At 58.2% G+C, this 12,195-nt stretch carries 12 protein-coding genes; 6 read left to right on the top strand and 6 right to left on the bottom strand.

Translation table 11 applies throughout. The features are described 5' to 3' along the window. Positions 1 to 4: 4 nt before the first annotated feature. The 4 genes from mepA to RAC60_RS18415 are packed head-to-tail and all read left to right on the top strand — an operon-like array spanning position 5 to position 2,514. Complete coding sequence (mepA, locus tag RAC60_RS18400) at positions 5 to 823, top strand: penicillin-insensitive murein endopeptidase (protein ID WP_172912996.1); 819 nt, start codon at positions 5 to 7, stop codon at positions 821 to 823. Between the two features lie 8 nt (positions 824 to 831). Further along, the gene (locus RAC60_RS18405; RefSeq protein WP_375094121.1) at positions 832 to 1,635 is read left to right on the top strand and encodes a sulfite exporter TauE/SafE family protein; all 804 of its coding nucleotides are present in this window, start codon (positions 832 to 834) and stop codon (positions 1,633 to 1,635) included. A gap of 19 nt (positions 1,636 to 1,654) precedes the next feature. After that, complete coding sequence (locus RAC60_RS18410; RefSeq protein WP_039339723.1) at positions 1,655 to 2,197, top strand: elongation factor P hydroxylase; 543 nt, start codon at positions 1,655 to 1,657, stop codon at positions 2,195 to 2,197. A 32-nt stretch (positions 2,198 to 2,229) separates the two neighbouring features. After that, positions 2,230 to 2,514, top strand: coding sequence for a YfcL family protein (locus RAC60_RS18415; protein WP_006120077.1), 285 nt, complete (start codon positions 2,230 to 2,232; stop codon positions 2,512 to 2,514). 28 nt (positions 2,515 to 2,542) lie between these two features. Here RAC60_RS18415 and mnmC read toward each other — a convergent pair whose 3' ends face one another. Next, positions 2,543 to 4,555, bottom strand: coding sequence for a bifunctional tRNA (5-methylaminomethyl-2-thiouridine)(34)-methyltransferase MnmD/FAD-dependent 5-carboxymethylaminomethyl-2-thiouridine(34) oxidoreductase MnmC (gene mnmC, locus RAC60_RS18420; protein WP_375094122.1), 2,013 nt, complete (start codon positions 4,553 to 4,555; stop codon positions 2,543 to 2,545). A gap of 151 nt (positions 4,556 to 4,706) precedes the next feature. Between mnmC and fabB the strand changes: the two genes are divergently transcribed. Then, positions 4,707 to 5,927 carry a beta-ketoacyl-ACP synthase I gene (gene fabB, locus RAC60_RS18425; protein ID WP_033740697.1) on the top strand — a complete coding sequence of 407 codons (1,221 nt, stop codon included), beginning with the start codon at positions 4,707 to 4,709 and terminating at the stop codon, positions 5,925 to 5,927. Positions 5,928 to 6,012: 85 nt separating this feature from the next. Here the strand turns inward: fabB and RAC60_RS18430 are convergent, their stop codons facing one another. Further along, positions 6,013 to 7,452: a PLP-dependent aminotransferase family protein gene (locus RAC60_RS18430; protein WP_375094123.1), complete on the bottom strand. Its 1,440-nt coding sequence runs from the start codon at positions 7,450 to 7,452 to the stop codon at positions 6,013 to 6,015. 88 nt (positions 7,453 to 7,540) lie between these two features. Between RAC60_RS18430 and RAC60_RS18435 the strand changes: the two genes are divergently transcribed. After that, positions 7,541 to 7,984: a rhodanese-like domain-containing protein gene (locus RAC60_RS18435; RefSeq protein ID WP_375094125.1), complete on the top strand. Its 444-nt coding sequence runs from the start codon at positions 7,541 to 7,543 to the stop codon at positions 7,982 to 7,984. A 1-nt stretch (position 7,985) separates the two neighbouring features. Here RAC60_RS18435 and flk read toward each other — a convergent pair whose 3' ends face one another. The 4 genes from flk to RAC60_RS18455 all read right to left on the bottom strand — a co-directional run bounded on the left by flk (position 7,986) and on the right by RAC60_RS18455 (position 12,078). After that, positions 7,986 to 9,026, bottom strand: coding sequence for a flagella biosynthesis regulator Flk (flk, locus tag RAC60_RS18440; protein ID WP_033740689.1), 1,041 nt, complete (start codon positions 9,024 to 9,026; stop codon positions 7,986 to 7,988). 114 nt (positions 9,027 to 9,140) lie between these two features. Next, the gene (locus tag RAC60_RS18445; RefSeq protein WP_033740688.1) at positions 9,141 to 10,643 is read right to left on the bottom strand and encodes a tripartite tricarboxylate transporter permease; all 1,503 of its coding nucleotides are present in this window, start codon (positions 10,641 to 10,643) and stop codon (positions 9,141 to 9,143) included. A gap of 10 nt (positions 10,644 to 10,653) precedes the next feature. Beyond that, on the bottom strand, positions 10,654 to 11,085 hold the full coding sequence (locus RAC60_RS18450) for a tripartite tricarboxylate transporter TctB family protein (protein WP_375094127.1): 432 nt from the start codon (positions 11,083 to 11,085) through the stop codon (positions 10,654 to 10,656). 12 nt (positions 11,086 to 11,097) lie between these two features. Beyond that, on the bottom strand, positions 11,098 to 12,078 hold the full coding sequence (locus RAC60_RS18455; protein ID WP_039339716.1) for a tripartite tricarboxylate transporter substrate binding protein: 981 nt from the start codon (positions 12,076 to 12,078) through the stop codon (positions 11,098 to 11,100). Positions 12,079 to 12,195 lie beyond the last annotated feature (117 nt).

Below are 12,195 nucleotides of genomic sequence, written 5' to 3' on the forward strand. Positions count from 1 at the left end.
CCTGATGAAAGTGATGCTGATGCTCAGCGCGCTGTTACTCAGCGCGGCAAGCCTGGCGGCGACGCCGTGGCAGCGTATTCAGCACCCTGTCGCGGGTGCACCGAATGCGATTGGCGGCTTTGCCAACGGCTGTATTGTCGGCGCGCAGGCTCTGCCGCTTAACTCACCGGATTATCAGGTCATGCGTCAGGATCAGCGCCGCTATTTCGGTCATCCCGACCTGATTCTGTTTATCCAGCGCCTGGCCATGCAGGCGCATAATCTGCAACTGGGCAACGTGCTGATTGGCGATATGGGCATGGCTGCCGGCGGACGCTTCAGCAGCGGCCATGCCAGCCACCAGACCGGACTCGACGTGGATATCTGGCTACAACTGCCGAAAACCCGCTGGAGTGCACAGCAGTTACTGAAACCTCAGCCGCTGGATCTGGTGGCCGCCGATGGCAGGAACGTCGTTGCGCGTCACTGGCAGCCTGAAATCGCCAGTCTGATTAAACTGGCGGCGAAAGATGAAGATGTCACGCGCATCTTCGTCAATCCGGCGATTAAAAAGCAGCTTTGCGCGGATGCGGGTACAGATCGAAGCTGGTTACATAAAGTACGGCCCTGGTTCGCGCACCGCGCCCATATGCACGTCCGTTTGCGCTGTCCACAGGGCAGCCCGGATTGTGAGGAGCAGGCTCCCCCGCCTCCCGGGGATGGCTGCGGGGCAGAGTTGCAGAGCTGGTTCCTGCCAAAGCAGCCGGGTTCTGCGCCTGTGAAGCGTGAACCCCCGCCGCTGCCGCCTGCCTGTCAGGCGCTGCTGGATAAACATTTACTGTAAGGGTTCCCATGGAGTGGTTCATTGCCAGCCCGCTGGCGGTTGTCCTGCTGTTTTTTATTGCGTTACTGGCTGGATTTATTGATTCGATTGCGGGCGGCGGTGGCCTGCTCACGCTTCCTTCTCTTCTGGCGGCAGGGCTGTCGCCGGCGCAGGCGCTGGCGACCAACAAACTCCAGTCGGTCGGCGGCTCTTTCTCTGCCAGCCTGTATTTTGTACGGCGGGGAGCCATTACGTTGCGTGAGCAACGGCTGAATATCGCCATGACCTTTCTGGGCGCGGTGGGCGGCGCGGTGCTGATTCAGCATCTTCAGGCCGATTTCCTGCGGCAAATCCTGCCGCTGCTGCTGATCGCCATCGGTATGTGGTTTTTGTTAATGCCGCGCATTGGCGAGGAAGACCGGGTGCATCGTCTCAGGGGGCTGCCTTTTGCCCTTATCGGCGGCGGCTGTATCGGTTTTTATGATGGTTTTTTTGGCCCGGGAGCTGGCTCGTTTTATGCGCTGGGCTTTGTGACGCTGTGTGGCTTTAACCTGGCGAAAGCGACTGCGCATGCCAAACTGCTTAACTTCACCTCAAATTTCGGCAGCCTGCTGTTCTTTATCTTTGGCGGGAAAGTGGTGTGGGGCACCGGCCTGATCATGATGCTGGGCGCGGTCTGTGGCGCACGACTGGGCGCAAGGCTGGTTCTGGCGCGTGGGCAAAAGCTGATTCGTCCGATGGTGGTGATCGTTTCGGCGGTCATGAGCATAAAATTGCTCTGGGACAGCCACGGCAGTGAGGTTCTGGCCTGGCTGGCGGCGCTGAATCTGTAATACTTTACGTGAATATTGAATGACAACACATGACTACCCGCAGCTCATTACGCTGTTTGACCGCTGCTTTAGCGAAGACTTTCAGACCCGTCTAATTAAAGGCGATGATGAACCGATTTATCTTCCTGCAGACAGCGAATCACCATGGAACCGGGTGGTGTTCGCCCATGGTTTTTACGCGAGTGCGCTGCATGAAATTTCGCACTGGTGCATTGCCGGTGAAGCCCGGCGCAAGTTAGTCGATTTTGGCTACTGGTATTGCCCGGACGGGCGGGATGCGCAAACGCAAAGCCAGTTTGAATCGGTTGAGGTGAAGCCGCAGGCCCTGGAGTGGATGTTTTGCGTTGCCGCAGGCTTTCCCTTCAATGTCAGTTGTGACAATCTCGATGGCGATTGTGAGCCCGATCGCATTGCTTTTCAGCGTAAAGTTCATGCCCAGGTCATGAGCTACCTGGCGTCGGGCATTCCTGCCCGTCCCGCACGCTTTATTTCAGCCCTGGCTGAATTTTATGGCAGGCCTTCTCTGACCGCATCACAGTTTCCATGGCCGGAAGATGTGTAATGCAGAAGGGATTATTTAACAGAGGAATTGAGATGATCGCAGAATTTGAAGCGCGTATTCTGGCCCTGATTGACGATATGGTTGAGCACGCCAGTGACGATGAGCTGTTTGCCAGCGGTTATCTGCGTGGCCATTTAACCCTGGCAGTCGCGGAAGTGGAGCAACTGGATGACCACACGCCGCAGGCGCTGCAGATTCAGGTCACCCGCAGCCTGCAAAATGCCATTGCCGCCGGAGAGTTATCGCCACGGGATCAGGCGCTGGTCATTGGCATGTGGGATAATCTGTTTTTACAGGCGCGTCAGCAGACTGCCTGATTGAGCAGGGCGGCATGCCGCCCTGGTGCTATTTCCCCGCTTTTTTGCCCTTCAGCAGCTTTCTGACCCAGTAACGATTAGGATTCAGCGCCGCCAGCGTGCTGGCATCCAGCGGCTGAGGTTCGCCGCTCAGCTGTGCCGCCAGGACTTCTGCCGCCAGCGGTGCGCTGCACAGCCCGCGCGAGCCAAGTGCGCCGAACAGATAAAGGCCGGGAAAGTACGGCGCCGCTGGGATCGCCGCTCCGCGGGCATTCTGCTGCGCCAGATCGGCATAAAGCGCAAGCGTCGCTGCGTAATCCGGCACACAGCCCACCATCGGTAAGTGATCCCGCGTGGCACAACGTACGCCGCTGCGCGCTGCGTTCTGACTGACATCCACCGCATTAACCCAGTCGCTGTGCGGCAGGCAATGCTGCAGGCGGCGGTGATTCTCCTGCTGATCCGCTTCACGAAAGGCGGTGGAGGTCTCGCCCCGGTGATAGCTGGCCCCGATACAGTGCGTCGCAAACTGGGGACTGGCGGGCGTGAGATAGCCATCGTAGCAGAGCACCGTCCTGAGCGCCGACAGCGCAGGCGATACGGGAACATGGCTGACCTGACCGGCCACCGGATACACGGGCAGCGCGTCGGTCTGGGGCAGGTCGGTGAGGTGATGGCCGTTCGCCAACACCACGGCAGCGTGATGCACATCGGGCTGCTCGCTAAAGGTTAACGTCCAGCCCTGCGCATTCTGACTGAGCGCGGTGACGCGATGCAGCCAGTGTACACGCAATCCCAGTTGCTCGCCCCTGGACAGCAGGGAAGAGGTCAGTTCGGCCGGGGCTAACCAGCCGCCCATCGGGTAATAGATGCCGCCGCAGTGCAGCGCAACCTTCGCCAGCGCCTCGGCTTCCTGTTGCGTCACGCCATGGGCAATCTCTTCAGGTAATCCCATCGCCAGCATCTGTTCAATCTTGCTGGCACTTTTATCGTCCCAGCCGAGCTGCAGGACGCCGCTCCAGTCGTGTTCGAACGGCAGATCCAGCGCGTCATACAGGCGACGGGCAAACGTGAAGGCGGCGGGGAAAAAGGTGGCAAGCGCCGGATCGTGCTGATTAAGCAAAGGGTATAGTGCGCCCTGACGATTGCTGGATGCGCCCAGCGCGGGGGCTTCGTCGGCGCAATACAGCGTAACGCGCCAGCCGCGGCGCAGTAAAGCCAGGGCCAGCGTCGCACTGGCGATACCGCCGCCCACCAGAGCAACCTCTTTCTCAGACGGCGCAGGCCGGGCATACCAGGGTTGGCGCGGGCACTGTGCTGGTGCCTGTTCAAGCGAGCCGCACAGCATTTCCCGTTTTGGACCAAATCCTTTACGGCGCGTGACTGCAAAGCCCGCTTCCTGCAAGCCACGACGTACGAAACCGGCGGCCGTAAAGGTGGCAAATGTGCCCCCTGGCCGGGCCAGCGCCGCCATCGACTGAAACAGTTCCGGCGTCCACATATCGGGATTTTTCGACGGCGCAAAGCCATCTAAAAACCACGCGTCGACCTGACGATGCAGACTGTCATCAAAATTATTAATTAGCGCATTAATATCGCCTAACCACAGATCCAGCGTGATGCAACCGGCATCTAATAACAGCCGCTGGCAGCCGGGCAGGGCCAATGGCCACTGACGCTGAAGTTGGTCGGCCCAGGGCGCAAGTTCAGGCCAGTGCTGATGGGCCGCCATCAGATCGGCCTGGGTCAACGGAAATTTTTCAAAGCTGATGAAATGCAGTCGCTTCAGCGCCGCATCGGGATGATGACGCTGGAACTGGTCAAACGCCTGCCAGAGCGTAAGAAAGTTAAGGCCAGTGCCGAAGCCGCTCTCGGCCACAATCAGCAGGTCGCGTGGATGGTGGTGAAATCGTTGGGGGAAATCATTGCCACCCAGAAACACGTAGCGCGTCTCTTCCAGACCATTGTCGTTGGAAAAGTAGACGTCGCCGAAGGCTCGGGAAACAGGTGTACCCTGTTCATTCCAGCTCAGTTGGGCATGTTCAACCGGAGACAGTTTCACAGTAAAGGCTCATTTTTCAGGGAATGGCAGGAGTTTATCGGCCGGGGGAAGATGACGCAAATTTACAAAGGAATTGGCTGATCGGACTTGTTCGGCGTACAAGTGTAAGCTAGAGTGCTCGTCAAATAACAGAAGTGTTGAGGAAGATTGAATGAAACGTGCTGTGATTACTGGCTTAGGGATCGTTTCCAGTATTGGTAATAACCAGCAAGAGGTGCTGGCATCTCTGCGTGAAGGCCGCTCAGGCATCACTTTTTCCCAGGAGATGAAAGATTCCGGCATGCGTAGTCACGTCTGGGGTAACGTTAAACTCGATACCACCGGCCTCATTGATCGCAAAATTGTGCGGTTCATGAGTGATGCGTCCATCTATGCTTACCTGTCAATGGAAGAAGCTATCAAAGATTCTGGCCTGAGCAACGAAGCCTACCAGAACAACCCTCGCGTAGGTTTGATTGCAGGTTCCGGCGGCGGTTCTCCACGTTTTCAGGTTTTTGGCGCGGATGCGATGCGCAGCCCACGCGGCCTGAAAGCCGTTGGCCCTTATGTGGTGACCAAGGCGATGGCATCCGGTGTTTCTGCCTGCCTGGCCACACCGTTTAAAATCCACGGCGTAAACTACTCTATCAGTTCAGCCTGTGCGACCTCTGCACACTGTATTGGTAACGCGGTTGAGCAGATTCAACTGGGCAAGCAGGATATCGTTTTTGCCGGCGGCGGCGAAGAGCTGTGCTGGGAAATGGCCTGTGAGTTCGATGCGATGGGCGCCCTGTCGACCCGTTACAACGACACGCCAGAAAAAGCGTCACGTACCTATGACAACGAGCGCGACGGCTTCGTTATCGCAGGCGGCGGCGGTATGGTCGTGGTGGAAGAGCTGGAACATGCGCTGGCTCGTGGCGCGCACATCTATGCTGAAATCGTGGGCTACGGTGCCACCTCTGATGGTGCTGATATGGTCGCACCGTCAGGTGAAGGCGCTGTACGCTGCATGAAGATGGCGATGCAGGGCGTGGACACGCCAATCGACTATCTGAACAGCCATGGTACCTCTACGCCAGTGGGCGATGTCAAAGAGCTGGGTGCTATTCGTGAAGTGTTTGGCGAAAACACACCGTACATCTCTGCGACCAAAGCCATGACCGGCCACTCCTTAGGAGCGGCGGGTGTGCAGGAAGCGATTTACTCACTGCTGATGCTGGAGCACGGCTTTATCGCCCCAAGCATTAACATCAGCTCGCTGGACGCCGCGGCAGAAGGCATGAACATCGTGACTGAGCCGACGGAAAAAGCCCTTACCACCGTGATGTCTAACAGCTTTGGTTTCGGCGGCACCAACGCCACCCTGACCCTGCGTAAATACCAGGCATAAGTGTGGCGAAGCGTCATGTTGCGCGCAGCATGACGCACACACATCCAAAAGGTCGGCGATTGCCGGCCTTTTTTGTTTCGGTCCATTAGTCACGTTGACGGGATGCGCTGCGTGACAGCAGCCTGACCAGACTGTCACATCCCGCCACAATTTCATCCGGCGTGAGCGCCGCAAAACCTAATAGCCAGCCTTGCCGGTTTGTTTTTTCGCTATACAGCGGGCTGAGCCGGGGTAACAGTAAGCCCGCGTTTGCCGCCTGTACGGTCAAAGCGCCTTCATCCCCCTGTAACAGGTTAACAGCCAGTTGCAGTCCGCCCGGACAGGGAAAGGGGGTGAGCCACGGCGTCAGACGCTGTTCAATCTGTTCCAGTAAGCGATCGCGACGGCTCTGGTAAAGCTGACGCATCAGGCGCAGATGACTGGCGAAGTGCCCCTGCTGCATAAACGCGGCGGTCACCGCCTGGGGAAGCAGGGCGCTGTGACCATCCAGAATGCTGCGTACGCGACCCGAGGGTTCCACCAGCGCCTCGGGCACGACCATCCATGCCAGGCGCAGGGACGGGAACAGGGATTTTGAAAACGTGCCTAAGGTTATCACCCGCTGATCCCTGTCGAGTGCGTGCAGCGCGGGGGCGGGGCGCTCATCATAGTGAAACTCACTGTCATAATCGTCTTCGATGAGCCAGCTACCGTTGCGGCGAGCCCAGTCGAGCCAGGCGAGACGACGTGGCAGACTCAAGGCAACACCTGTCGGATACTGATGGGAGGGCGTCAGGTGCATCAGCTTTGCCGCGCCAGGCTGAGGGACGGCGCCCTGGCCATCCACACTTATTCCGCTCACGCGGGCACCCGCAGCCAGAAAGGCGTTGCGTGCGCCCGCATAACCCGGCTCCTCCATCCACACGTTATCGCCAGGGTCGACCAGCATCAGCGCCAGTAGCTGAAGGGCCTGCTGCGAGCTGGTCAGAATCACGACCTGCTCAGGCTGGCAGTGAATGCCGCGCGACAACGCAAGGTAATCAGCCAGCGCGTGGCGCAGTGGCATATAGCCTGACGGATCGCCATAGCCCATCACGCTCTGGCCTGCGCTGTGCTGGATACGTGCGGTTAACCGCCGCCAGACCGCATGAGGAAACGCCCGCAACTCCGGAGAACCCGCTGCAAACGCACAGGGAAACGGCGCGTCCTGGCAGCCGCCTGTCGCCAGGACCTGCTGGCCGCGTCGTGACAACCGGGCCATGCGGCTGGCGCGAATGCGGGGAGCTTTGTCAGGGAGAGTGATGGCAACAAAACTGCCCCGGCCTGTTTCCCGCCGCAGATAACCCTCGCTTTCGAGCTGGGCGTAAGCCGCTTCCACCGTCACGCGTGACAGCGTTAAATCCGTGGCCAGCTGACGTGTAGAGGGCAGTTTCTGTCCGGCCTGAATGTGCGCGGTTTCTATCCACTGACGCAGCGTGGCGCACAGGCGGTCACGCAGACCGCCCGTGGTCTGATGATGAAACAGTTGCAGAAGCGGTGACGACATAATGGTCTTATCAACAGGTTCAGATGGGTCTTAGTCAGGCATCCACTTTGCCGTACACTGCCGTCATCACACAACAGGAGAAATGCCGATGTCATCCGTTTTACGTTTCCCTCCCGCCTCACCGTCGCAAAGCGTAGCGTATCTGCAGGCTAAACTGGCGTATTACACCGATGCCTGGGATCTGGCTGAGGATCTTTCCCGTCAGGTTCAGGGGATTATGGTCGTGGATGCGCGCCAGGCAGAGGCATATCGCGGCGGTCATATCTGTGGCGCGATCTCTTTCCCGCACCGGGAAATGAACGAAGCCAGCACGGCCCGCCTGGATCGCAATAAAGTGTACGTCACCTACTGCGATGGGATTGGCTGCAATGGCTCAACCAAAGCGGCGCATCAGTTAGCCTTGTTGGGCTTTCAGGTGAAAGAGCTGACTGGGGGGCTGGATTTCTGGAAGCGGGATGGTCACCCCATGGCATGGGGCGATGAGGCGGGCGAATGGCCGCAGACAACGGCTGCGGCATCCTGTGGTTGCTGACTTACAGCACCAGCCAGAGCAGAAAGGCCAGTACGATCAGCCCGACGACCGCGGCCAGTAAGGGGCGCTCAGCCAGCGGTTTCAGCGCGGGCGGCAGCGAGGCGGAAATCGGTGCCCAGATGGGGTGAGGATTCAACTCACTGTCGGCCAGCGCCTGCTCATGGGCTCGCTCTGCGCGCCGTGAAAACAGGAAGTTAAGCAGGTCCTGCGTCTGGGTCGGCGTCAACACCGTCTGCGGGGTAGCCTGGAACCGTTGCTGGCTGTAATCCTCCAGCATCTGCTGCTCACGCTTGTCCAGAGGATGTTTCAGTGAGCTTTCAATCAGCTGCAGCGTTGGCGCGCTGTGCTGGCTCAGCGTCTGGCGCACCTGGAGATACTGAGTCAGTAACGGGTAATGGCGTGAAGGAATCGGATCGCCACTGGTCAGGTTCACCAGCTTCAGCGCCGCCGTCCAGATTTTGCCGCTGGATTCGCCGGTGGCGGCCGCCAGGCGGACGATCTGCTGATTCAGCGCCTGGTGTTCGGCGGGCAGCAGAGAGCGATCGCTGGTGCGGCTCTGTTGCGGCTGGGGGATTGCCATCTGACCATTTTGCAGCATGGTTAACACCTGACGCAGCTGGTCCTGCGTCAGGGCACTCAGCACCGTCTGACCAAACTGCTGACGGATAAAATCACTGACAGCCTGACGATTGTTTCCTTTCGGCAGCAATTCGGTCAGTTGCGTCATCAGCTGACGTGTGGCATGGCCATTTTGCACCTGCGCAAGGCGGGCGTTGAGAAACTGCTCGGCAGCCGGGAAGTGGCGCGACTGCAGTTCCGCTTCACTCTTCACACCCACTTCATGGCGCAGCCCAGCCCAGAGCTCCGGCGCTTTTAACGTGCTGAGGGACATGATGCGCACGATCAAACGCTCAAGCGTCGTACGCTGGGCAGGCGACAGCGGTTGTTCACCGGCAACGCTGCCCGGACGTGAAGTGTCAGTTTGGGGATTAACAGATGAACGATCGCCGACCGGCACACCGGGGCCGCTGACAGGTTGCATGGCGGATTCCTTGGAAAACAGACTAGCGTGGGGTGCGCCGGAAACAGAATACGCTATGATAACAAAAGCCCCCTGGAAATCCACGGGGCTGATGTGTTTCAACCAAAGATTTACTTACTGATGCGCAGGCGTGGCTTTACGGCGCAGACGTTTCCATACAAACGGAACAATCAATACCGCCACGGCCAGGATCAGCAGCACTTTGGCAATCGGGCTCTCCCACAAAATCGCCATTTCACCATTGCTGATAGACAGCGCACGGCGCAGGTTCTGCTCCAGCATTTCGCCCAACACGAAACCTAAGATCAGCGGTGACATCGGGAAGTCCATTTTTCGCAGGATATAGCCAAAAACACCAAGCCCGACCATCAACAGCAGGTCAAAGGTGGTGCTGTGTACGGCGTAAACGCCAACCGCAGAAATGGCGGCAATGGCCGGTACCAGAAACCACAGCGGAATGGTCAGCATGCGCGCGAACACGTTGATCATCGGGATGTTCATAATCAGCAGCATCACGTTGCCAATTAACAGCGCCGCAATGAGCCCCCAGACGATATCCGGCTGTTCGGTAAACATCGCCGGACCGGGCGTGATGTTATATAGCGTCAACGCGCCGACCATCACCGCGGTGGTGCCAGAGCCCGGAATGCCCAGCGTCAGCATCGGAATAAACGATCCGCACGCCGAAGCGTTGTTGGCGGCTTCCGGCGCAGCGACACCACGAATATCGCCCTTACCAAACTGGTCGCTGCCGCTGATTTTTTTCTCTGTCATGTAGGCGATTGCGCTGGCGATGGTGGCACCGGCACCGGGCAAGACACCGACAAAGAAACCAATAAACGATGATCGCAGCGTCGCCCCGGTCGACTGAGCGGCTTCTTTCATGTTGAACATCATGCGGCCACTGGCGCGTACCACCTTTTGTCCCGTATGGGTGGATTCCAGCATCAGCAAAATTTCGCTCACCGAGAACAGGCCAATGACCACCACGACAAACTGAATGCCGTCGGAGAGGTGAACGCTGTCAAAGGTAAAGCGGTAAACGCCGGTGTTGGCATCCACGCCAACGGTCGCCATGCTTAAGCCAATCAGGGCGGACAGAAATGACTTGAGCGGATTCTGGCTCATCATGCTGCCCAGGCAGGCAATGGCAAACACCATCAGCGCAAAATACTCCGCCGGGCCAAACGCCAGCGACCAGCGCGCCAGCAGCGGGGCGAACAGGATGATGCCGATAATCGCAATGGTGGAGCCGACAAACGAACTCACGGCAGAGACAGACAGCGCTACGCCCGCTTTTCCCTGCTGTGCCATGGGGTAGCCATCCAGCGCGGTCATAATCGCGCCAGCGTCGCCCGGCACATTGAGCAGTATCGACGAGATGCGTCCGCCGTATTCGCAGCCCAGATACACCGTTGCCAGTAAAATCAGGGCAGACTCCGCAGGCAGGTGCAGCGCAAAGGCCAGCGGCATCAGAATGGCCACGCCGTTGATCGGACCCAGACCGGGCAGCAGGCCAACAATCGTTCCGATAAAGCAGCCAGTTAAGGCAATCAGCAGGTTTTGCGGTGTCATGGCAACGGCAAAACCCTGCATGAGAAAAGACCAGATATCCATTTTTCTCTCCTTAGCTCATCAGGCTGCCAGCCGGCAGGGTGACATCCAGCAGATGGTCAAAGGCGTAAAACAGCGCCCACCCCATAACCGCGCCGGACAGGACGGCGGCCCACCAGCGCGCGCCAAACAGCATGCCGATGCCGAAGGTCAGGAGCGCGGTGGATAGCGGGAACCCCAGACGTTCAAACAGCCAGCCATACACGAACAGCATGACGGCCAGCGCCACCAGACGTTTCATCGTCTGCGGTGCGGGCCACTGGATGGCATCGGGCTTTCTCAGTTGCAGCATGACGGCACACAGCGCCATCAGGGTGAGCAGCGCCAGCGGAAAAGGCCGCGGGCCGACGGGTTCATAACTGTATTCACTCTGGATTTGCCAGGCGACAACTAACCCTGCCAGACATAACACCAGCCACAGCGTGGCAAAAATACGATCGCTCATGATGCGCTCCGGTTACTTAGCCAGACCAAAGGATTTCGCCTGCTCACGGTAAGCGGCCACCTGATTCTTCACGTATTTATCCAGTTCTGCGCCAAAGAGATTGAACTCAAACAGGCCACGCAGTTCGCGCTGTTGCCTGAATTCGGGCGTTTGCACCATTTTTTCGAACGCGTTCTGCCACCACTGGTAATCCGCGTCGCTGACCTTCGGCCCCAGATAGAAGCCACGAATAATGGGCCATTCCACGTTAAACCCTTGCTCTTTCGCCGTCGGAATCGTGGCCAGCTGATCGGGCAGACGCTTGTCGGCCATCACCGCCAGGACGCGCAGTTTACCGCCTTGCAGGTGCGGCACCATTTCGCTGAGATCGCCCGACATCACCTGAATATGATTGCCCAACAACGCGGTGACGACTTCGCCCCCGCCTTCAAAGGCGACATAGCGCATCTTACGCGGATCGATACCGGCTTCTTTCGCCACCAGCGCGGTTTTCATCCAGTCCTGACTGCCGATGGAGGCACCCGCACCGACCACCACCTTGGTCGGATCTGCCTTCATGGCCGCCATTAATTCGCCCAGATTTTTCCACGGCGCGTCTTCCCGCACGGCGATCATGCCGTAATCTGTGCCGATGGCCGCTAACCACTTCACATCATCGACCGAGTAACGACCAAATTTTCCCTGCGACAGATTCAGCAGTGAGCCGCCCGAAAAGGCGACCACAGTGCCTGCTTCAGCCGGGCGCTGAGCCACAATAGCGTTATAGGCCACAGCACCCACGCCGCCAGGCATGTAGGTAATGCGCATCGGTTTTTCGATCTGTTTGGTTTCCATGAGTGAAACCTGAATCAGCTTACAGGTCAGATCGAAACCGCCACCCGGTTTGGCGGGGGCAATGCATTCGGTCCTGTCGGGGGCAGCGGCATTACCTGGCGACGGCAACATGAGAGCCAACAGGGCAGAGGCGAGGGCGGTGTGGATTATTTTTTTCATCGTGCGCTCCATCTTTCTTTCAGAGTGTGATTACTACCGACAATTCGGCGTTATTGAATTGTTAAATCGGTAACCTTTCATTTACCTTTCAGCCATCAGGTTTAGTGAAAGGATGTG

It is taken from the genome of Pantoea sp. BR_17 (genome assembly GCF_041955125.1).
Classification (GTDB): Bacteria; Pseudomonadota; Gammaproteobacteria; order Enterobacterales; family Enterobacteriaceae; genus Pantoea; species Pantoea stewartii.

Bases quoted from the DNA above. Each gene is read 5' to 3' on its own strand.
- RAC60_RS18445 (WP_033740688.1), bottom strand. From the start codon at position 10,643: ATGGATATCTGGTCTTTTCTCATGCAGGGTTTTGCCGTTGCCATGACA.
- fabB (WP_033740697.1), top strand. From the start codon at position 4,707: ATGAAACGTGCTGTGATTACTGGCTTAGGGATCGTTTCCAGTATTGGT.
- RAC60_RS18405 (WP_375094121.1), top strand. From the start codon at position 832: ATGGAGTGGTTCATTGCCAGCCCGCTGGCGGTTGTCCTGCTGTTTTTT.
- mepA (WP_172912996.1), top strand. From the start codon at position 5: ATGAAAGTGATGCTGATGCTCAGCGCGCTGTTACTCAGCGCGGCAAGC.
- RAC60_RS18415 (WP_006120077.1), top strand. From the start codon at position 2,230: ATGATCGCAGAATTTGAAGCGCGTATTCTGGCCCTGATTGACGATATG.
- RAC60_RS18435 (WP_375094125.1), top strand. From the start codon at position 7,541: ATGTCATCCGTTTTACGTTTCCCTCCCGCCTCACCGTCGCAAAGCGTA.
- RAC60_RS18455 (WP_039339716.1), bottom strand. From the start codon at position 12,078: ATGAAAAAAATAATCCACACCGCCCTCGCCTCTGCCCTGTTGGCTCTC.
- RAC60_RS18450 (WP_375094127.1), bottom strand. From the start codon at position 11,085: ATGAGCGATCGTATTTTTGCCACGCTGTGGCTGGTGTTATGTCTGGCA.
- RAC60_RS18430 (WP_375094123.1), bottom strand. From the start codon at position 7,452: ATGTCGTCACCGCTTCTGCAACTGTTTCATCATCAGACCACGGGCGGT.
- flk (WP_033740689.1), bottom strand. From the start codon at position 9,026: ATGCAACCTGTCAGCGGCCCCGGTGTGCCGGTCGGCGATCGTTCATCT.
- RAC60_RS18410 (WP_039339723.1), top strand. From the start codon at position 1,655: ATGACAACACATGACTACCCGCAGCTCATTACGCTGTTTGACCGCTGC.